A 21,121-nucleotide genomic window follows, 5' to 3' on the forward strand; every position below is an offset into this window, starting at 1 on the left:
GGAGCCTGAAAGTATAGCAGTGGCGGCAGGGGAGCGAAGGGCGGCAGGTACAATGCGCGCCATGGAATCCTTCGATATTGCGGTCATCGGCGCGGGCGCGGCGGGCATGATGTGCGCGGCGGTGGCCGGGCAACTCGGCCGGCGTGTGGTGCTGATCGACCACGCGCCGCGCCTCGCGGAAAAAATCCGCATTTCTGGCGGCGGCCGCTGCAATTTCACGAACCTGTACGCCGGGCCGGGCAATTACCTGTCGGCGAATCCGCATTTCTGCCGCTCGGCGCTTGCGCGCTACACGCCGCGCGATTTCATGGCGCTTCTCAAGCGCCATCGCGTCACGTGGCACGAGAAGCACAAGGGCCAGCTCTTCTGCGACCAGTCGAGCGAAGCGGTCATCGATGTACTCAAGCACGAATGCGACGCCGGCAATGTCGCGTGGCGCCGTCCGCTCGCCGTCGAGCAGGTGCGACACGACGCCGCCAGCGGTTTCACGCTCGACACCCACGCCGGGCCGATCCAGACGCGTGCCGTCGTGGTGGCGACCGGCGGGTTGTCGATTCCGAAAATCGGTGCGACTGACTTTGCCTACCGCCTCGCGAAGCAGTTCGGCCACAAGCTGATCGATACACGCCCGGCGCTCGTGCCGCTGACGTTCGCCGCTGACGACTGGGTGCCGTTTTCGGCGCTATCGGGCGTTTCGCTGGAAGTCCAGCTGACGACCGGCGGCAAAAAGACAGGAGGTGAGTTCGTCGAAGATCTGCTGCTCACCCATCGCGGGCTGTCCGGGCCGGGGGTCCTGCAGATTTCGAGTTACTGGCAACCGGGTGAGCCGATCCACCTGAACCTGCTTCCAGACCGTGACGCCACGACGGCGCTTCTGGAGGCCAAGACCGGCACGAAGCGGCAGATCGCGAACCTGCTCGCCGAGTGGGTGCCGACGCGTCTCGCGCACGTGTGGCTGGAAACGCACGCGATTCCAGCTGAGGCGCGCGTTGCCGATCTGCCGGACAGGACGCTGCGCCGGATCGGTGAGGCGCTTTCGCGCTGGACGCTCACTCCGAATGGCACCGAAGGCTATCGCAAGGCTGAAGTCACCCGCGGCGGTATCGACACGCGCGAACTGTCCTCTTCGACGATGATGAGCGCGCGTGTGCCCGGGTTGTACTTCATCGGCGAGGCCGTCGACGTCACGGGCTGGCTCGGCGGCTACAACTTCCAGTGGGCGTGGGCGTCGGGTGTTGCGGCAGGTCAGGCGGCCGCGGAGCAGGTTTTGGGGGCTTGACGGCGCGGTGTCTTTGTGCGAAACGTCTGCTATAATTTCAAACCTTTGCAAAGCTCCGTTATTGAAAAATGACGACTATCCGCGTAAAAGATAACGAGCCCTTCGAAGTCGCCATGCGCCGCTTCAAGCGCACGATCGAGAAGAACGGCCTCCTGACCGAACTTCGCGCGCGCGAGTTTTACGAAAAGCCAACGGCAGAGCGCAAGCGCATGAAGGCGTCCGCGGTCAAACGGCACTTCAAACGTCTGCGCAGCCAGATGCTGCCCAAAAAGCTTTACTGATTCCCTGTTCGCCGCAGTCGCTTTGAGCTCAGTGGCGGGCAACCGGTGATGGCATCCAGTCGATGTCGTCGCGAGCGGAAAAAACCCAGGCCGCGAGGCCGCACCGGTGAGGCCGCATCCATTACGCGAATTCGCGACAACCCGCTTGAGGAAGGTGTCCCAAGCGGGTTTTTGTCTTGACGCATGCGTCTTGCCGGACCGTTTTCAGGGCTTGTTCATCAGGCTTGTTTAAATCCAACGCATTCAGGTGAGTGATGAGTCTCAAGGACCAGATCAACGACGACATGAAAGCCGCCATGCGGGCGCGCGAGACCGAGCGTCTCGGCACGATCCGCCTGCTGCTTGCCGCGATCAAGCAGCGCGAAGTCGACGAGCGCATAACGCTCGACGATACGGCGATCACGGTCGTAATCGACAAGATGATCAAGCAGCGCAAGGACTCGATCAGCCAGTTCGAAGCGGCTGGGCGTACCGACCTCGTCGACAAGGAAGCGGCCGAACTCACGGTGCTGGCCGCCTACATGCCGCAGCAATTGTCTGATGCTGAAGTCGCCGCTGAAGTACAGGCCGCGGTCGCGCAGACGGGCGCCGCCGGCCCGCAGGACATGGGCAAGGTGATGGGCGTGCTCAAGCCGAAGCTCGCTGGCCGCGCGGACATGACGGCCGTGTCCGGGCTTGTCAAGGCAGCACTCGCGAAGTAATACCCCGTTCGTACCCCGGCAAGCCGCGCCGGCTTGCCGCCGGACTTTCATGTCATTCGAGGCCGCCTTTCCACTGTGATTCCACACGCGTTCCTGCAGGATCTGCTGAACCGCGTCGATATCGTCGACGTGGTCGGTCGTTTCGTGCAGTTGAAGAAGGGCGGCGCGAATTTCATGGGACTGTGCCCGTTTCACAACGAAAAGAGTCCTTCGTTTACCGTTAGCCCGACTAAGCAGTTTTATCACTGCTTCGGTTGCGGTGCGCACGGCACTGCGATCGGCTTCCTGATCGAGCATGCCGGGCTGACGTTCCCGGAGGCGGTGAACGAGCTGGCGCAATCGGTTGGCCTCACGGTGCCGCAGGAACCATCGCCGATGCGCGGCGGAGGCGGCGGTGGTGAAGGTTATGCGCCGGCGGTGTCGAAAGCCGTCACCATCGCGCTGTCCGACGTGATGCAGGTCGCGTGCGACTTTTACCGCAAGCAGCTGCGTGGCGCGCCCAACGCCATTCAATACCTGAAAAAGCGCGGCCTGACCGGCGAAATCGCGGCCCGTTTCGGGCTCGGCTACGCGCCGGAAGGCTGGCAGAACCTCGAATCGGCGTTCCCCGATTACCGGGACGATTCGCTCGTCGAGTCCGGGCTCGTGATCGTCAGCGAAAAGGCCGATGCACAGGGTCAGAACCGCCGTTATGACCGCTTTCGCGAGCGGATCATGTTCCCGATCCGCAACGTCAAGGGGCAGGTGATCGGCTTTGGCGGCCGCGTGCTGGACAGTGGCGAGCCCAAATATTTGAATTCGCCGGAAACGCCTCTATTTAACAAGGGCAGCGAGCTGTACGGCCTCTTTGAGGCGCGCCTCGCCATCCGCGAGCAACAGTACGTGCTGGTGGTCGAAGGGTATATGGATGTCGTCGCGCTGGCGCAGCTGGGATTCCAGAACGCGGTTGCGACCCTCGGAACGGCATGTACGCCGGTGCATGTGCAGAAACTGATGCGCCAGACGGATACGGTGATCTTCAGCTTCGACGGCGATTCAGCCGGCCGCCGCGCCGCGCGGCGCGCGCTGGACGCCTGCTTGCCGCACGCGGCCGACAACCGCACGATCCGCTTCCTGTTCCTGCCGGCGGAGCACGATCCGGACAGCTATGTGCGCGAGTTCGGCACCGAGGGTTTCTCGGAGCAGGTTGCCCGGGCGATGCCGCTGTCGCAGTTCATGCTGAACGAAGTGCTGACCGGCAAGGAGCTGGATCAGCCGGAAGGCAAGGCGCGTGCGCTCTTCGACGCCAAGCCGCTGTTACAGGCGCTGCCGGCGAACGCGCTGCGCGCCCAGATCATGCATATGTTCGCCGACCGGCTCGACGTGCCGTTCGACGAAGTGGCCGCGCTCTGCGAGGTCGATGCGCGGATTGCCGCGGCGTCGCGCGCCGCGCCGCCGCGCAAGGATCGTCGTAGCGTGACCGGAATCGAACAGCGGGCGCTGCGCAATCTGGTGATGCACCCGCGCATTGTCGCGGTGCTGGACGAAGACGCTGAGCAGGCGCTGCTGACGGTGACGCGTCACGGCGAACTGTTCGAAGAGGTGACGACCCATGCGCGTGCGCTGGGCGAATCGGCCGAGTTTCAGTTGCTGTCGGATCTGCTCAGAAACAGCGCCAATGCCCCGACTTTCGAAGAAATTTTCCGCGAAATTCTGGACTATGATGAAAACGTGCGTGACCTGCTGCTGAAGAATCCTGAGGACGAAACGGTCGCTGAGGAACGTCGCGAGCAGGAGCGGATTGTCGGCGAGGAACTGAAGGCGGCGATCTTCAGGATGAGCTATGACGCGTACAGCGCGCGGCTCGACCAGTTGTCGCGGCAGTCGCGACATACGCCGGAAGAGCTGGCTGAATACACCGATCTGAACCGGAAGCGGGCGGACATGAAACGTCAGCTCGGGCTCTAACGGAGGGTGCTGGAACCTGAGGTGCTATAATAAAAGGTTCCCAGCAGTTTGTTTGCAGTTTTTGTTTGTTTTCCAGGCAAGAGGGCGAATTGCGATGGTAAAGACTACAGGCGGAAAGAAAGCGACGGGCAAAGGCTCCGAGGAGCCGACCAGAAAGGTCACGCAGGCCAGGTCTGCTTCTTCTTCCGCGAAAAAAACGTCTGCCACGAGCGTCGCGCCTCCTCCTGGGAAAAGATCCTCGCCCACTTCTGCCGCGCGAGCGGCGCCGGTTGCGGCATCTGTAGCTAACGTGGCTGGCGCCACGAAAGCCTCAAAAGCCACGCAGCCAGCAACGAAGCGACCGGGTTCCAGAAGCACCAGGGAAGCGGCTGCCGCGCAGGACACTGCGGCAGTGCGCGAGACTCCAGTATCCACGGTTCAAACGGCTGTTGTCCAGCAGCCGCGAGTCGAGACTACAGCCGGTATGGCGAACTCCATGACGAAAAAGCTGAACGAAGTATCCGTCGATGACGACGCAACCCAGAACGCAGAGGCCGCAGCAGCGCCGGTCGTTCCGGGCAAAGTCGAAAAGGTCAAGGCACGCGACCGTCGCGCAAAGGAAAAAGCGCTGCTGAAAGATGCGTTTGCGTCCACGCAGCCGGGCACCGCCGAAGAGCTCGAGGAGCGTCGCGCGAAACTGCGCGCGCTGATCAAGCTCGGCAAGGAACGCGGCTTCCTGACGTACGCAGAAATCAACGATCACCTCCCGGACAACTTCGCCGAGACGGAAGCGATCGAAGGCATCATCAGCACGTTCAACGATATGGGCGTGGCGGTGTACGAGCAGGCGCCCGATGCTGAAACGCTGCTCCTGAACGACAACGCGCCGGCGGCTTCGTCGGACGATGAAGTCGAGGAAGAAGCCGAAGTCGCGCTTTCCACTGTCGACTCCGAATTCGGCCGCACGACCGACCCGGTCCGCATGTACATGCGCGAAATGGGTACGGTCGAGCTGCTGACGCGCGAAGGCGAAATCGAAATCGCGAAGCGCATCGAGGACGGCCTGAAGCATATGGTGATGGCCATCTCCGCATGCCCGACGACGATTGCCGACATCCTCGCGATGGCCGAGCGTGTTGCGAACGAGGAAATCCGCATCGACGAACTCGTCGACGGTCTGATCGATGCCGCCGCGGAAGATGCGGATGGCTTCTCCGAGAAGGAAGCGGAAGCGATCGAGGCTGAAGAAGAGGAAGCCGAAGAGGAAGCCGGGGAAGAAGAAGAGGACGACGGCACCGCGCAGGCTACGGCCAACGCGGCGCAGCTCGAAGCATTGAAGCGCGCGTCGCTCGAAAAATTCGCGTCGATCAGCGAATGGTTCGACAAGATGCGTCGTGCGTTCGAGAAGGAAGGCTACAAGTCGAAGGCGTATCTGAAGGCTCAGGAGACGATCCAGAACGAGCTGATGATGATCCGCTTCACGGCGCGTACTGTCGAGCGTCTGTGCGACACGCTGCGCGCGCAGGTGGATGAAGTGCGTCAGGTCGAGCGTCAGATCCTGCACACGGTGGTCGACAAGTGCGGCATGCCGCGCGCCGAGTTCATCGCGCGTTTCCCGGGCAATGAGACGGACCTCGAATGGTCGGAAAAGATCGTCGGCGAAGGTCACGCGTACAGCGCGATCCTCACGCGTAACATTCCGGCGATCCGCGAACAGCAGCAACGTCTGCTCGATTTGCAGGCGCGTGTCGTGCTGCCGTTGAAGGACCTGAAGGAAACCAACCGTCAGATGGCGGCGGGCGAACTGAAGGCACGTCAGGCGAAGCGTGAAATGACCGAGGCGAATCTGCGTCTCGTGATCTCGATTGCGAAGAAGTACACGAACCGTGGCCTGCAGTTCCTGGATCTGATCCAGGAAGGCAACATCGGCTTGATGAAGGCGGTGGACAAGTTCGAATATCGCCGCGGCTACAAGTTCTCGACGTACGCGACGTGGTGGATCCGTCAGGCCATCACGCGTTCGATCGCGGACCAGGCGCGTACGATCCGGATTCCGGTTCACATGATCGAAACGATCAACAAGATGAACCGCATCTCGCGTCAGATTCTGCAGGAAACCGGTCTTGAGCCGGATCCGGCGACGCTGGCTGAAAAGATGGAGATGCCGGAAGACAAGATCCGCAAGATCATGAAGATCGCGAAGGAGCCGATCTCGATGGAAACGCCGATCGGTGACGACGACGATTCACATCTGGGCGACTTCATCGAGGATACGAACACGGTCGCACCGGCTGACGCAGCGTTGCACGCCAGCATGCGCGACGTCGTGAAGGACGTGCTCGATTCCCTCACGCCGCGCGAAGCGAAGGTGCTGCGCATGCGTTTCGGTATCGAGATGAGCACCGATCACACGCTCGAAGAAGTCGGCAAGCAGTTCGACGTGACGCGTGAACGGATCCGTCAGATCGAGGCGAAGGCGCTGAGAAAGCTCCGTCACCCGAGCCGTTCGGACAAGCTGAAGTCGTTCCTCGAAGGGAATTGACCGGAAGCGGCTGGCTGCTGCCGGAGAAGGGGTTTCCAGATCGTTCTGCGCTACGCAGGGCGGTCCCGGAAGCCCCTTTTTTCGTGTACCATGTCGGCCACATCAGCGATCAGGCCCGGCTTCAAACCGGGTCTTTTTCTTGGGCCGGACGCCGTGCTGGTTGCAGGCAGCGGACTCATAATCCGCCTCCGAAAGGACATCGTCGGTTCGACTCCGACCCGGCCCACCAAAGGTTTCAGCGGTTTTTTCAACCGCAGTTATGACACAAAGCCAAACATTATCATCTTGGCGTCACCGCTTCGCCTCAAGCTCCGTTTCCCACGGACTTCGTCACCTTGCCAGTGTCGACAAGTCGCTATACCGGCGGCGCTCAGCTTGTCCCGGGCGAACCATTCGTACATGCGCCGGACGAGCGCCACTTCGGGAGCCGGACCGGGCGACATGAGTGTCCGGTCCGGCTGGATGTTCTTGTATTCGTGCCGTTCGGGCTGGCATTTGATATGTCGTTCGCCGTCAACCAGCATGCGACGAAGACCATACGTGATCTGGATATGGGCGCTGCGCGGCGCCTCATGATCTCACTGCCACCACTTGTTGATCAGGAAATTCAGACTCATCTGATAAAGCTCTCGCGCGGCAGGTGAGCGAAAATCCAGCCGAAGGTTCTCACAGAACAGGCCTTTCACCGTGAGAGGATCGAGCATGATGGGTTTTGTCTGGACGACGCGTTTGGCCATGTCGAGCGCATGACTGCCGAGTTTTACACGCTGCATCAGGTCTGCGCCCCCTCCATTTGACGACAGCCAGAGTTTCATCGACTCAACCACGTGCTCGACAGATAACCAGTCCCCGGTCATCTGCCGAACGAGCAGGTGCGACGCAACGAGATAGGTGAGCAACTCCGCGCGGGCGCGCAGATCGAGGTTAAGAGGCCGGTCCATAGTCGGAAAAGCCACCGTATTGTGAACGCGATTACGTCATTCTAGGCCAGACCTCGCGGGGCACCCAGGCTGTCCGATTCCGGCGCGAGTCGGCAAGCGACTTTCCGGCCCCGCAGTCATCGTTGGCAAGGGTTCGAGGAAAGGACAGCCTGCGTTCCCAATGGCTCGACGACGCGTCGTATCTGTGAACCGGCTCGCTTACTGCAAGCAGAAAAATCCTGCCGATTCTGAACGACTGCCCGCGCATCGATTGCTGCCGGTGTCGACAGTAACGGCGACACAACCAGGCCCAAGTGAAGCGATCTTTCGCCTGGAGCGGGTGACGCGCGACGCAACTTCCTCATTGGCGACTGACCACCGCCAGGAACAAAGTCAGGCAGTTTTGCCGTTGCTTCATCGAAAACTCTTCGACCTTGGACCGCTTGAGGCCGAAGTAGGGTGCGCATCCTGCGCTTCTTTACTGATGGTATTGAGTTGGGCCGCAAATTCGCGATGATGTTCACTCAACCAGCGGCCCACACGTTCGTTGCCGAGAAGGGTTGCAATATAAGCGGCTGATACCCTGCGCGATTTCTTAGTTGACCTTTCGTCTGAGAAATACGAAAAAGATGTGTGGGCGTATCTAACCGCGCACGCGTTGTTGGTATCGGCGCACCAGGATTTCCGTCCCGCTGGCCTCGCCGGACAGCGCACGGCGGGACAGGGGGCAGGTTCCGCGCATCGCTGACCTGCGCAGCACCGCACCCGCGTGTGCATTGGAGGCGGAAGCATGATGGACGAACACGATAACGCATGGAAGGGCGATGGCAGGCTAAACTGTCCCGCTCCGCTCCAGGCCTGTGGCGCTCTGCAAGGGCGGCTGAAACGGGCGGAGGCAGAAGTCGGCCGGCTCACCAGGTGCGTGCAGCTGAAGGACCAGCAACTCTGCGAGCTACGCAAGGTGTTGGCGCATTCGGCGACGGTTCACTATTCAGTCGAGGACCGTCTGCAGCGCGAACTCGACTCATTGCGAATAATTATGCTGGCAGAGGCGGTCGAGACGCGATCAGGCCAGTCCTGGCGCCACGTGTCACCCGGTGGTGTGGCGGTACGGCTACCGTACGTGACGTCGATACTGTCAGTCCTGTTTGATGCGATGTGCACGTTCTGGGCGGATTGCGGGCACGACCATCCGCCGAAGTCTTCAACCGTTGCGCATGCAATCGATGCACGTCTGGGGCTGAGCGCACAGCCTAATGGAGAGGCCTCACGAAGTGGGCAGACATACGCGTCGGCGATCCGGCCGGATTGGGTGAAGCAGGCGGACAACCGGCATCATTGCCGCCGCCCGGGGGCGGCGCGGTGATGTTCATGGGCAGCGGGTCGCTCGCGATCGTCGAAGGTGTGTCTGCCAATGCGGTGCAGGAAGCCACGCCGGGGAACGCGCGGTGGGGTCCGGGTCCTTCGGCCAGAGGACGTGACCGGGCACTGCAGGAGTACCGGTCTCCGAACCAGGCAATCGATCCGAGGAGATCGTCGGCGTCACATCGGAGCTTCGCAAACGTGGCAGATGTGAGTTCGATCGTGCAGGCAAGGAACTCGGGGTGGTGAGGTGGAGCACCTGCCGCGATGTCCCGTAGGTCGAGTCCGAAACGTCGGTAGAGCCGGGCGACGGAACGCGAGACCACACCGATCACACGTGTCGCACCAAACGATGCCACGAGCGCCAACGCATAAGGAAACAACGGCATGCCGGACACGGTGCCGGTCCGGTGATCCGTCATGCCCGATCCAGCGAATCGCGACAGTTCCCATACCGACGGCGATGCCGGTGGTGGACTGGAACCTGCAAGGGCCGGAAAGATATCCCTGAGCAGATAGGGGCCTGTGGTCGGCATCAGGCGTGCACAGCCGCAGACCTCCTCGCCTGATGCAAGGGCAACCAGATGGACTGTTCTGCCGTCATCGAACTCGTCCCATTCGCTGGTGGCATCCTCTGGCACGCTGGGTATCTCCCAGTGCAGGCGCTGGATAAAGACCTTGTGCCGGAAGATCCCGAGATGGTGACGGACATCCGATGGCAGGTCATCCAGCCTGCCGGCGATGATGTGTGACATGGCTCCCCCGCGCGTGATGCATTGGGGTCAAGCTATCAGGGTTGACCTGGTCCAGAAACTGGTAGCTTTTGGGGGGGCTGCATCATGCACGCAGGCACGCGTGTGCCTGATCCGGTGGCGGTAACCAGCGCCGGTGACTGTGGTGATGTCGCGCCGGAGAACCGGGGGTTCAGATTTGCACGAAGCCCTGCACGGTTGCATTCACGGCGGCGGCCGTGCGGCTGTGGACGTTGAGGCGCTCCATCGCTTCGCCGATGTGGTAGTCAACGGTATGGGGCGAGAGGTTGAGGATGCGGCTGATCTCCCACGAGGTCTTGCCCTGGGCAACCCATGCGAGGCATTCGCGCTGGCGCGGCGAAAGAAAGTGGGCCGGCCTGCGTCGAGGGATTGGGGCGAGGCGCTGCAGTTCCAGATGGAACTGTGTGCTGATGATGTAGGCCAGTCGGGAATCGATGGCAGTGTTGACGGAGTGCGGAGGACCCGACAGGCTGAAAAGAAGGATGCTGCCGCCGGGCTGATGAACCGGGATGCTGAGCCCTCCAGGCAGCCCGGCGTCTCTGGCTTCGTCGAGCACGCGGCGTTCGGCCCTGTTCATGCCCGTGATGTCCTGCCATCGGTAGGGTACCGCGCGTGCAAACGCGGCCCGATGCACAGGATCGGTGGATGCGTAGTTCAGGTGCTGGTAGTGCCGCAGCCAGTCGTCAGGGTATTGTGCGCAGATCAGCTCGAGGACCGTGCGTGGAGCGGAGCTTGAGCCGCTGCGCGCAACGCGGCTGATCACATAGTAGGGAAAACCGAGCGCATGGACTGCACTTTCAAATGAGTCAACAAGCGATGGAACGTCGACAGCGCATGCGAAAGGCATAGCCAGCGTCAACGCAGCCGCTTTCAGGCTCTTGCCTGCAGGCAGGAGACCAGACGACTCCCCGTTTGCACGGCGTGGAAGGACATGGTTCATCATCGCTACCCCGTCGACGCCCCCGCGTCCAGGCCGGTGTTGCCACGTGAGGTGCACATAGCCACTGATGGCTATGCAACTCATGCGGGGTTTATCCCTGGGAGCAAGGGGCAAGTCAGAGGGCTGCTGCCGCAGCTTTCACTCGTAGACGGGACGTAAGCGGATCCTTATTCGTCGACCGTTTCATACTTATTATAGTAAGCGGATTGGAGACTGCCGCATCGTCTTGCGTGACGGCCGACTGAATGGTCGTCCTGGGATAACGGGCTGCAGTTGCTAGCGGATAAACAGGGCTGCAGCAGAAAATCCTCCGACGCCCTGGGCAAATAGCAGGAAGGGTTTGCCCGAAACCAGATCGTTGCACTCGGCGAGATTGATGAAAGCGTCGCTGACCGTCACGTGTCCGATGCGGGAAAAATTCTTCGTGAAAAGCCGGTCTCCGGGCAGGCCGAGGGAACTGAGGAGGCGACGCCACGCCGGCAGATCCAGATGGTGCGGCAAAATGCGCTGGATGTCATCCAGCGTGTAGCGCGCATTGTGGGCCGCTTGTCCGATGAGATTGCGCGCTGCGAAGAAATATTGTCCAGCAAGGCGCTGCTCCTCGCCTCCGAGAGTCCCCCTCCAGCCCAGACCGCTGGCAGAGGTCGCGAGCGTGAGCAACCGGTTCACAGGTGCGTCGCGTTCGATGAGGGCAGCAAATGCGCCATCGCTGAGAAGTCCCCCGGATTGCATCAATCTTTCCGATTCAAGCGGCATGACGTCCGCCCCGGCAAGCAGCACGCGTCTCATATCAGGATGGGCAGTGAACGTCGCACGGATGACACGCAGTGCGCCGAGCGCGGACGCACAATGCTGCTGCGCGAACGAGAAGGCCTGAGCGTTCGTGAAGTCAAACTGGTCGCAGAGCATATGGGGTAGGGAGAGCGGCGGCGGGGCAACGCTTCCCTGGAGCGTATGCACATAGACCAGGCAGTCGATCGTATCCGGCGCGATGCGGGACGCATTCATCAGGGATCCAGTCGCCTTCGCCGCGAGCGAGATAGCGGACTGTCCATTCGCGTCATGGTAGTAGCGCACACCTGCCCGTTCCAGACGCCGCACAGTGGTGGAGTCCTGTTGCGTTCGCTTTCCCCAGTTGCGCACGTCATCGACGTGCTCGGGAAGATGGAAGGCGACGTGCGTGATGCCAATATGCGCGGTCATGAAAGGCACCGTGCGTCCTCTCGTACATACACGAAGGGCGCACCGCGTGCTTCGAGCAGCGCGCCGCCGACATAGCCGCCGAGCCCAAAACCCCACATGAGTATCACGGCCTGCTGTGGCAACGCGGTGACGCTGAGTGTCTGTGCGAGTCGTACGATGGACTCCGATGTACCGAGGTGAGCATGGTGTTGGTGCGGGAGGCCCGTGTCCGGCCGTCCAAGAGTCTTGCATACTGCGCTGGTCAACAGCGGACTTCCGAGATGCCCAACGACTTCATCAACCTCGTTCAGGCGATGTCCGTGGCGCATGAGCATTTCCCCGATCATTGATATCAATGCGGGTGCCCACGCGCTTTCGACAGCGCGCCGGGATTGCAGTTGAGAAGCGGCGAGCGGAGCGACGTTACGGGTTGACGCATCGACCAGCCGGAGGCCGCGTGCGGCCTCGCTGGCCCGTTCGACAAGCAGTGCGCCGGCAGCATCACCCTGCAGTATGTGTGGTGCGGCCCATCGGGAAAATGGCGGACACCACTTCTCGGCAGCGATGATCAGGATCGTGCAGACCTCGGGTTCGGCAATGAACAGATCGGCCGCGAGCCGCAGTGCGGTGAACACCGACACCCCCTGCTGCTGTGAGACCGAAAAGGGAAAGCAGGGTGTGCCAGCGACGGCGCGTAGTCGCCCGGCGGTTGTGGTCGATACGTGTTCGTCAAGGCTGCTGTGACAGAACATGACGATATCAACCGCGGGGGCATCCGGCGCACGCGCGGCACAGAGGGTGTTTGCCACCTTCGCCGCGAGCCCGGAGAGACCGGTGCCCGTTTCGACCGGCACCATGCCGGGCCCCGTCAGACCATGCTCCCCCGGAACAGGGCCATCGTTCCACGCATTCCAGTACGTTTCAAGGTACCGCTTGTAGTCCGGTTGCCACGACGTCATCCAGGCATTCCATCCTGGATGTTCAATGAGGCGAAGCCGTTTTTCGATGTCGTACCATTGAGACAGTGGCACAGCGTCGGGCACCCAGGTCGCAAGGGCCGTGATGACAGGGGCATTCATGAATCGCCCGGCGGTATGGCCTGGTTGCTGGCAAGCTCACCCGGCAGCAGGTCGTAGAGTACGCGGGCAAAGCGCGATCCATGCATGACATGGCAATCGCGCTGCGTGCCGACCGGACGGAACCCGAGGCGCTCGAGCAGGTGCCGGGAGCGCACGTTGCAGTCTACTGCCCACGCCGTGATACAGCGTAGCCGCTCGAACCTGAACGCATCCGCGAGGACCTGTCTGGAGGCGAGGAGCGTCATGTCGCTGCAGGTGGGGCGGTGGCTGTCACGAAGTACCCAGAAGGAGCCGGTTCCGAAGGCGTGCGACATGTCGGTGACGGCGACGATACCGCTCGCGGCATGATGGCCGGCCGGTCCGAAAACTCGCAGCCGGTGTCGCCCCCTCTGGAGCATGAGCTGCACGGCGAGCGCCGGCAGGGTCTGCCGGCCCTGCCCGAAATCGAACCACTGATTGATGGCGGGCTCGGCGAGCCAGGCAGCGATGTCATCGACGTCGTCGCGGTCGGGCTCCCGAAGCCACCATCCGCCGGGTACCTCACTGGCTGGCATGGAGTCATCGGTGTGGTGCGCAGTTTCGCGTGTCCAGTCGCGGTTGCTCACGCGGGTTCCCCATCAGGCGTACCAGGTCGCGCAGACGGGCTGAACACATCAAGGGCGGCGTCGACCTGCATCAGGAGCATCGCAAACCAGTGCATTGTCTGGAAACGTGCGGCGGGCAGGAGTCCTTCCACGTAGCCATGGCCGCCGCAAAGCTGCACAAGCTCCCTGCTGACGTCCATCGCTTCGGCCGCGGCATGGCGAGCCATCTGGCGGACAGTCGCGACCGGCGTGGCCGCGTCCTGCGCCGCCACCGATCGCAGAAAGAGGTGGACGCCATGCGCGGCCACAAGCATGTCGGCGAGGCGTGCAGCGACGAGCTGGTGGCTGCCGAGCGGCTTGCGAAACGTCTGGCGGCTCGTGCTGTAGTCGAAGGCAAAGTTCACACTGTGTCGCATGGCGCCGGAGAGCAGTGCACCAAGGTAGATGGCCGTCTCGACAAGCCATGTCTGAGCGGGATCGACACCATGGCGATCGGGACCCTTTGGCATGACCAGGAGCGGCGGTTCAATCGCGGGCGTGGGCCGGTATCGTTCGAGGGACAATGCCCCCAGTACGGCGACAGGGGCACCTTGCGAGGCGTACTGGTTTGCTGTCAGCGTGGCGAGCACCAGACGCGGGTGGTTGTCCGCGACCTGGACCGTTATCGTTCGCGAGGCCGGGTGCTGCCGTAGCAGCCATAGGCCTGAAGCGTCAACGTCCGGGATGCTCAGTGCAATCGATGTGGTGCCGTCGAAGTAATGCCGGATATCGCGCGCCGGCAAAAGCCCGAGTGCATCGTGGGCCCGAAGCGTCATCAGTGCCGCGCTGCTGAGAGTGAGCTCCACCGCCCGCTCGAGCGGGCCCGCCGCGAGCTCTTCGATGACAAGCGCCAGGTCGTGCCGGCTGATGGCCATGCCTCCCCTGTCCTCCGGCAGGATCATGGTTCCAAGCTCAAGCCCTGCAGCGAGGCTGACCGTTTCCTGCCATACGGCAGCGTCCGGCGACCGGGCGAGCAGCGGCTCGAGGCGCTTGCGTGCAAACTGCGTGACAGCCGCACACAGGCGCTGCTGGTCGTCGCTGAGTGTCCAGGACGCGGGTGCCAGGTCCGATATTGACGCTTCGCCGGAAAGCATGATGGTCCTCCAGTCGTCGCAGCATTACACGAGCATCTCGACGGGCTCGGGGTGGCTGAGGAAATGTATCGGGCTGGCCGAGCGGCCATACGCACCTGACTGGCTCACCACCACAAAATCCCCGATGTGAGCCTCGGGAAGTTCGACGTCATCTGCGAGCCGGTCAAGCGGGGTGCAGAGGCAGCCCACCACATGGCAGCGTTGCCGCGGCGCATCATCGGGGCGGTTGCCGAGGACGACGGGAAAGTTCCGGCGCAGGACCTGCCCGAAGTTGCCCGAAGCGGCAAGGTGGTGATGCAGACCGCCGTCAGTGATGAGGAACGTCCTGCCCGCCGACACCTTGTGATCGATCACGCGGCACACGTAGATGCCTGCTTCCCCGACGAGGTACCGTCCGAGTTCCAGGATTGCCTTCGTGCCTGGGAGTTTTTCATGAAGGGGCGGCAGCCATTCATGCATTGCCTCACAGACCGCTTCGAGATCGAGCGGTGCCTCGCCTGGAAAATACGGAATGCCAAAACCGCCGCCAAGATTGACGAATCGCGGGAGCGTGCGCAGACCGTCAGAGAGCTGCGCGATGAGCTCCGCGCTCTGACGCTGCGCCTGGATCACGGTCGGCGCATGCAGGCACTGGGAGCCCCAGAAAACGTGGAATCCGGCCAGCGCAATCTCGCGGGTTTCGAGTTCGCGCAGCAGGGCCGGCATCTGATCGACGTCGACACCGAACGGTGCTGCACCGCCTCCCATGCGCATGCCGCTATGTCCGACATGGAAATCCGGGTTGACCCGGATCGCGACATTTGGCTGCACTCCCAGTTCCCAGCCGAGTGCTGTGAGGAGCCGCAACTGGGTAGCTGATTCCGCATGGATATTGATCCCGCTGGCCACGGCCCGCCGCAGGTCGTCACGAGATTTGCCCGGGCCGGCGAAACCGATTTCCGTCGGCGCGGTTCCGGCATTAAGCGCGAGGGCCATCTCCGCTGCGGAAGCGACATCGAAGCCGTCGACCCGGGTGGCGAGATAGTGGACCACCGCAGGCATTGGATTCGCCTTGATCGAGTAGTGCAGGTGCATGCCGGAGGGCAGCATCGCGCGCAGTTTCCGTATGCGGGCGTCAATCGCGGAGCGGTCGTAGGCGAAGAACGGTGTACGCCCGGCGCGGTGGGCCAGTTGCCGCACATCGATGTCCGCGAACCGGAGATCAGGATTCTGTTCAATGAGGGTGCGACTCATGACCGTGTCTCCCCGGAACCGGCCGTGCGCGAGGCAAGCGTCGCGCGCAGCGCTACCCGGTCAAATTTCCCGTTGGGGTTGCGTGGTATGTCCTGACAGGTCACGATGCGCCTCGGCACCATGTAACGCGGCAGGCGCTGCGTGCACCAGCCAGGCAGATCGTCGGCGCTCGCGGAAGCTGTGGCCATGACCACCAGCAGGACGATTGCTTCGCCAAGCTCATCGTCAGGCACACCTACCGCGACCGCTTCCGAGACGAGGCCGCTTGCGTGGACCGTTTCCTCGATCTCCTCCGGGCTGATCCGGTAGCCGGAACTCTTGATCTGGGCGTCGTTGCGTGCGACGAAATAGAGATAGCCTTCGCTGTCGCGCCGCACGAGGTCGCCGGACCAGACCGCGATGTCGCGGGGCGCGTCACCTGGTTTGATCTCGGGCGAAGGCCGGTAGCGCTGCGCGGTGCGGGCAGCATCGTTCCAGTAGCCGAGTGTGACGAATGCACCGGTGTGTACGAGCTCGCCGGTCTCTTCCGGCTCGCATGGCGAACCGTCCTCGCGGACAACCAGTATCCGTGCATTGGGCACCGCCTTGCCGATCGAGTCCGGTCGCTGGTCAATCTGCGCCGGATCGAGGAACGTCGAGCGGAACGCTTCGGTCAGGCCATACATCAGGAAGGGCGTGGCGCGGGGAAACAGGGCCCTCAGTTTTTGCAACACGGCCAGGGGAAGACGGCCGCCAGTGTTTGCGAAGTAGCGAAGCGTGCTGCGTGACGTATCGGGCCACGTCGCTCCAGCGAGCTGCATCCACAACGGTGGCACGCCCGTGATGGCGGTGATGTGTTCACGTTCGCAGGCCAGGACGACATCGCGGGCGGTCAGATAATTGAGAAGGACAACTGTTGCACCTGCCGACCATGCGCTGGTGAGCTGGCTGAGACCCGCATCGAAGCTCAGCGGCAGGACGGCCAGAATGCGATCGGATGAATCGTGATGCAGATAGTCGGCAACGCTCCAGGCACCCTCGAGCAGGTTGCGATGGCTGAGCATCACCCCTTTGGGCAGGCCCGTCGAACCGGACGTATAGAGGATTGCCGCGAGGTCGGTGTCAACGCCTGAGGTGGGTGATACGGAGGCCAGGGTGTCGCGGCGGGCAGCTTCACCCGGGTTGGGCCAGCGATAAACATTCACGGTGGCAGCCAGGTGCAGGCTCGCCGCGTCAGGCTCATCCATGACGAGCACGTGGGATATCGCCGCCAGTCCGGTCGGGCCGAGTACATGCGCGCGCAGGGCAGTGGTCACCAGGCATGCGGCACCGCAGTCTTGAAGGATATGGGCCACCTGGCCTGGCTTCAGGAGCGGATTGATGGGGACGAACACATATCCGGAAGCAGAGGCGCCGAGTATCGAGACCACGGTCTCGATACGTTTGTCGAGAAAGATGGCGATGCGTGCGCCCGTTTCGAGACCGAGCGCGGACAGTGTATGGCTGAACGCGTAGCCGAGACGCATCAGTTCGCGATAGGTGATGCGGGCATCACCAGAGACGAGCGCCTCCGCATCGGGTGCGCGGCGTGCTGCTGTCTGGACGATGTCGGATAGGTTTCTCATGGGCGGGCAGGAGCGAAGGTCAGGGTCAGTGACGTATCACCATCGCGCCGAAGCAACCCGCGAGTCCGCTGGAGAACAGCAGCGACCAGGCGCCGGGCTGCCCGTGCGGGCAGGCGTGGAAGTTGATGAACGGGTCGGCACCGAAGACGTGACCGACGCTTCCGAAGTTCGCGGTGAAGAGCCGTTCATGTGGCACGGAAAGCATGGTCACGAGCCGCGACCAGCCTGGCAGGTTGACGTGGTGAGGCAGGATGTGCGCCAGTTCGCCGCCTGTGATCCCTGCCTGCCGGAGGGCCGCGCGCATGGTGGTGAATGCGGACCAGTAGTAGTGGTCGTCGGGTATTGGCTGCATGTCGTCATCGATACCGCGAGAAAAGCGGCCATCGGTGTACAGGTGCAGGCCCTGGATGCGATGGCGCGCGCTGCCACGCTCAAGCAGGATTGCGCAGGCTCCGTCGCTGTGGAGGGCGAGATCCTGGATCGCGCGCAGATGATCGCAGCCGGAGCCGATCACGTCAGCACAGACAACGATCGCCCGGTCGATCGAACGCCCGCCAGTGGCAAGCGTGTGCAGCATGCGAATGGCCGCCATCGGCGAGACGCAGTTCTGCTGCATGACCGAAAATGCCAGTGCCCGGTCCAGTCCCATGCGCGACTGGATGAACGCTGCGGTACCGGCAGGCGGTGCCATGACGCTCGTCTGGATCGTGTGGGTGTACACGAGCGCGTCGATGCTCGTGGGGGCCGTGCCCGTATTTTCGAGCAGGGTGGAAACCGCCTCGCACGCGAACGTCACAGGGGAGGCTCCGGCGGCATCGTGGAACTGCTGTACGCCGTTGCGCAGCAGCGCACAGGCGCGTGCTTCGGGAAGTCCGCAGCGACTGGTCCACGTGCTCGCGTGAACCGTTTTTTCCGGCAGGCTGAATTCGATACCCGAGAGTGACAGCGTGGCGCTGGCAGGGAAAGCTGACATCACCAGCTCCCCCGGAATTCCAGAATGGCGCAGGCGGCCTGTCCCTGAAAACCTGCGGACCACAGGAGAATATGTTGCCCATCGCGGGGCTCAAGCGACCGCAGCAGGGTGTCAAGCTGGGCAGGTGTGTCGGCGGCACAGAGATAGCCGGTGTCATCCGGGTCCGGATACCAGATGCGATCTGTTGCCAGTCCGGCGTGGGTGGTGATCGCGCGTGCCAGTGACGTACTGATGCGTGCGGGTACCGTCCAGTTGATCGCAGATGGTTGCAGTCCAGCCCGCGCGCAGGTTTCGTCAATGACCTGGACCAGGGCCGGTTCGTCGACGTATTCATCGTCTGGCGTGATCGAAGCCGCAGGGGCAGGCGTACGTACCGTTACGCTGCGCACGTACCAGCCCGCGCCTGTGCGCTGCTCGATCAGCGCAGCGGCTGCACCGTCACCGAATGCGGTCAGCGTGCCGACCACGCGGGGAAAGGGTGCGAGCCAGCGTTCGGCGCCGACGATCAAGACCGCATGCACGCGATTGTCGAGCGACATCATGCTGCACGCGAGCTGGAGCGCAAGAAGAAAGGATGCGCCCTGAAGCTGCCCGATCGCGAAGGGCGCGTTGGCTGACCGGAGTTCGCTGTGGAGGCGGCCTGCGCACGACAGGGCGAGATCGTGTTCAAAACTGGTTGCACAGACAACGATCTGGTCTAACGTGCGGTCCGGGCAAGGCGAGCGCTGAACAGCCGCCCGGGCGACGGTAGATGCCATCTCCGAGAGGCTCAGGTGTGGCTCTGTGGCGACGCGCCGGGGCACTGAAGAATGTACATGTCTGGATGGGTCGCTGGCCGCGTCGGATCGAACGACTGTGTGACGCCACCGCAGTGTGTCGGCATAGACCGATTGCATGACGGCCTCTCCCGCCGCTGCCGGAATGGTTGGCACATGACGTGCTGGCGCTTCCGGCTGCATACGGCTGGAAGGGATATAACGCGCGGTGGCGGAAACGCAGATTCCGGCACGCGCGCGGCTAGTTCTGGCGCACATGGGATTCCACGAAGGAGACCAGATTGATGAAACGCCCGAAGAGATCGGAGGACAGGTCTTCTGGCGCCAGCGTGAAACCGAAACGCTGCTCGAGTTGCAGCAGCAGCTCGGTCATGTTCATCGAGTCGATGCCCACGTCGAACAGGTTCGTGTCGTCGGCGATCAGGTCAGTGCTCATGGTGCTGCCGAGAACTGACAGCAGACACGTTCTGATCGTTGCGGCGATGTCTTCGCGTTGGGGGGCAGTCGGGATGCGGGTCATGGAATGTCTCCGGTGTGAGTCTCTGGGTGTTGAGCGACAGGGCGTGGCGCAGAATGCCCCTATGTCGGCGCCACGATGTCCCACGGACGCAATGTCGTTCTTTGCGCGGCACGGGCTATCATGAGTCGCTGCAGGTCACCGGTGCCTTCCATGATGTCGAACGCCTTTGCGTCCCGATAGCCCTGTTCGAGCGACGGGTAAGCCGTGATACCGTCGATACCGGCAAGCTCCAGGGCTGCGCGTGTGACCGTTGCCGCCACGCGTGAGGCGAAAGCTTTGGTCATCGAGGATTCCATCGAGGTTGCGATTCCGTGGTCGGCCTTCCATGCCGTGCAGTGGCAAAGCAGCCATGCCGAGGCAATCTGGCGGTCGATGTCCAGCAGCGATGCTGCGACGCTGGTCACGCGTTGCCGGTCGTTTGCGGGTTTGCCGCCCGCATCGAACCAGGCCGCGAGGTCATCGCGTATGCGTCGGCATGTACCAACCATGACAGCGGAGAGCAGCGGTCTGAAATAGTCCCAGGAGCGCTGCGCGCCGGAGAAGGCATCATCGAGCGGTTTTTCGTCGCCACGCATCAGGAGCGCCCCGTCGGGCACCTCACAGTCGGCGCAGGAGAGTACAGCAAGCTGGGTGGCGCGCAGGCCGGACATCCGCTCGACACGGATAACGGAAAGTCCCTGAGTGTTGCCGTCCACCAGGAATGCGCGGATACCGTAACGGCCCAACTGCCGGTTGACGGTCGCAAACGTGACCACGCAGTTCGCGCGGGCGCCGTTTGTGATGAAGCACTTGGTGCCGTTCAGTACCCAGCCATGCGCAGTCTTTCTGGCGGTGGTGCGCATGACCGTTGCATCGGAGCCGCACTCGGGCTCCGTGATCGCAAATGCGCCCCACTGTGGCGAATCGCATTGAAATCGACGGAAGAACTGTGCCTGCTGTTCCGCGCAGGCGAGTGCGACGACGGGGGGCATTGCCAGTCCCGGGCCGGGCAGGGCGAGTGCAAGGCTCGCGTCGGCATGACCGAGATACTCCATCAAGGTTGCCCGGGCGACGAGTGACTGGACAGCCGGACAACCGCCGTGCGCGACGGGGACGAGGTTCATGTTCAGCGCTCGCACATCCGCCGGCCGCCAGGGCGGCCCCGGGATGTTGCCGGTCGTGTCCGCGTCGCGACTCCATGCGCGCATGTTCGTTGCGAGCCGGTCGAGCTGGAGGCCACAATCTGCCAGACCTGCCCTGATGCTTTCAATGGCAGGAGCATGCTGCGACCCGAACGCGTCTTGCGTCATGACGGTTTCCCCCAGGCGGCGCAC

Annotated in this window: 18 protein-coding genes and 1 tRNA gene; 6 read left to right on the top strand and 13 right to left on the bottom strand. The window is 62.6% G+C overall.

The features are described 5' to 3' along the window. The first annotated feature begins 61 nt into the window (after positions 1-61). The 6 genes from LPA34_RS19880 (at position 62) to LPA34_RS19905 (ending at position 6,958) form a co-directional block, all read left to right on the top strand. Positions 62-1,279, top strand: coding sequence for a BaiN/RdsA family NAD(P)/FAD-dependent oxidoreductase (locus tag LPA34_RS19880; RefSeq protein ID WP_228981378.1), 1,218 nt, complete (start codon positions 62-64; stop codon positions 1,277-1,279). A 68-nt stretch (positions 1,280-1,347) separates the two neighbouring features. Then, positions 1,348-1,560 (top strand): 30S ribosomal protein S21, encoded by a 213-nt coding sequence (gene rpsU / locus LPA34_RS19885; protein WP_228981379.1) that lies wholly within the window; start codon positions 1,348-1,350, stop codon positions 1,558-1,560. 254 nt (positions 1,561-1,814) lie between these two features. After that, positions 1,815-2,261 carry a GatB/YqeY domain-containing protein gene (locus LPA34_RS19890; RefSeq protein ID WP_228981380.1) on the top strand — a complete coding sequence of 149 codons (447 nt, stop codon included), beginning with the start codon at positions 1,815-1,817 and terminating at the stop codon, positions 2,259-2,261. A 75-nt stretch (positions 2,262-2,336) separates the two neighbouring features. Further along, a complete protein-coding gene (gene dnaG, locus LPA34_RS19895; protein ID WP_228981382.1) occupies positions 2,337-4,208 on the top strand; it encodes a DNA primase in 1,872 nt (623 codons plus the stop codon). Between the two features lie 94 nt (positions 4,209-4,302). Next, the gene (gene rpoD, locus LPA34_RS19900; protein WP_228981385.1) at positions 4,303-6,729 is read left to right on the top strand and encodes an RNA polymerase sigma factor RpoD; all 2,427 of its coding nucleotides are present in this window, start codon (positions 4,303-4,305) and stop codon (positions 6,727-6,729) included. 141 nt (positions 6,730-6,870) lie between these two features. Continuing rightward, positions 6,871-6,958, top strand: a tRNA-Ile gene (locus tag LPA34_RS19905). 349 nt (positions 6,959-7,307) lie between these two features. Here the strand turns inward: LPA34_RS19905 and LPA34_RS19910 are convergent. The 13 genes from LPA34_RS19910 to LPA34_RS19975 all read right to left on the bottom strand — a co-directional run bounded on the left by LPA34_RS19910 (position 7,308) and on the right by LPA34_RS19975 (position 21,097). Further along, on the bottom strand, positions 7,308-7,670 hold the full coding sequence (locus LPA34_RS19910) for a hypothetical protein (RefSeq protein WP_228981387.1): 363 nt from the start codon (positions 7,668-7,670) through the stop codon (positions 7,308-7,310). Positions 7,671-8,902: 1,232 nt separating this feature from the next. After that, a complete protein-coding gene (locus LPA34_RS19920) occupies positions 8,903-9,766 on the bottom strand; it encodes an acyl-homoserine-lactone synthase (protein ID WP_228981389.1) in 864 nt (287 codons plus the stop codon). A gap of 169 nt (positions 9,767-9,935) precedes the next feature. Next, positions 9,936-10,727, bottom strand: a complete 792-nt coding sequence (locus LPA34_RS19925) for a helix-turn-helix transcriptional regulator (RefSeq protein WP_228981390.1) — start codon at positions 10,725-10,727, stop codon at positions 9,936-9,938. Between the two features lie 273 nt (positions 10,728-11,000). Further along, positions 11,001-11,927, bottom strand: a complete 927-nt coding sequence (locus tag LPA34_RS19930; protein ID WP_228981392.1) for a 3-oxoacyl-[acyl-carrier-protein] synthase III C-terminal domain-containing protein — start codon at positions 11,925-11,927, stop codon at positions 11,001-11,003. Continuing rightward, positions 11,924-12,985 (bottom strand): 3-oxoacyl-ACP synthase, encoded by a 1,062-nt coding sequence (locus tag LPA34_RS19935; RefSeq protein WP_228981394.1) that lies wholly within the window; start codon positions 12,983-12,985, stop codon positions 11,924-11,926. Before LPA34_RS19935 ends, LPA34_RS19930 begins: the two co-directional genes overlap by 4 nt. Then, complete coding sequence (locus LPA34_RS19940) at positions 12,982-13,590, bottom strand: GNAT family N-acetyltransferase (protein WP_411179012.1); 609 nt, start codon at positions 13,588-13,590, stop codon at positions 12,982-12,984. Before LPA34_RS19940 ends, LPA34_RS19935 begins: the two co-directional genes overlap by 4 nt. Then, positions 13,587-14,702 (bottom strand): acyl-CoA dehydrogenase family protein, encoded by a 1,116-nt coding sequence (locus LPA34_RS19945; protein ID WP_228981396.1) that lies wholly within the window; start codon positions 14,700-14,702, stop codon positions 13,587-13,589. The genes LPA34_RS19940 and LPA34_RS19945 overlap by 4 nt, the downstream gene beginning before the upstream one ends. 24 nt (positions 14,703-14,726) lie before the next feature. Beyond that, positions 14,727-15,935 carry a pyridoxal-dependent decarboxylase, exosortase A system-associated gene (locus LPA34_RS19950; RefSeq protein ID WP_228981398.1) on the bottom strand — a complete coding sequence of 403 codons (1,209 nt, stop codon included), beginning with the start codon at positions 15,933-15,935 and terminating at the stop codon, positions 14,727-14,729. After that, complete coding sequence (locus LPA34_RS19955) at positions 15,932-17,539, bottom strand: acyl-CoA ligase (AMP-forming), exosortase A system-associated (protein WP_228981400.1); 1,608 nt, start codon at positions 17,537-17,539, stop codon at positions 15,932-15,934. Before LPA34_RS19955 ends, LPA34_RS19950 begins: the two co-directional genes overlap by 4 nt. 25 nt (positions 17,540-17,564) lie before the next feature. Beyond that, positions 17,565-18,512: a beta-ketoacyl-[acyl-carrier-protein] synthase family protein gene (locus LPA34_RS19960; protein WP_228981402.1), complete on the bottom strand. Its 948-nt coding sequence runs from the start codon at positions 18,510-18,512 to the stop codon at positions 17,565-17,567. Next, a complete protein-coding gene (locus LPA34_RS19965; protein ID WP_228981404.1) occupies positions 18,512-19,270 on the bottom strand; it encodes a 3-oxoacyl-[acyl-carrier-protein] synthase III C-terminal domain-containing protein in 759 nt (252 codons plus the stop codon). The genes LPA34_RS19960 and LPA34_RS19965 overlap by 1 nt, the downstream gene beginning before the upstream one ends. A 259-nt stretch (positions 19,271-19,529) precedes the next feature. Continuing rightward, positions 19,530-19,808: an acyl carrier protein gene (locus LPA34_RS19970; RefSeq protein WP_228981406.1), complete on the bottom strand. Its 279-nt coding sequence runs from the start codon at positions 19,806-19,808 to the stop codon at positions 19,530-19,532. A gap of 59 nt (positions 19,809-19,867) precedes the next feature. Beyond that, a complete protein-coding gene (locus LPA34_RS19975) occupies positions 19,868-21,097 on the bottom strand; it encodes an acyl-CoA dehydrogenase family protein (RefSeq protein ID WP_228981407.1) in 1,230 nt (409 codons plus the stop codon). Positions 21,098-21,121: the final 24 nt, after the last annotated feature.

The sequence above is a fragment of the Paraburkholderia gardini genome, from assembly GCF_907164575.1.
GTDB lineage: Bacteria > Pseudomonadota > Gammaproteobacteria > Burkholderiales > Burkholderiaceae > Paraburkholderia > Paraburkholderia gardini.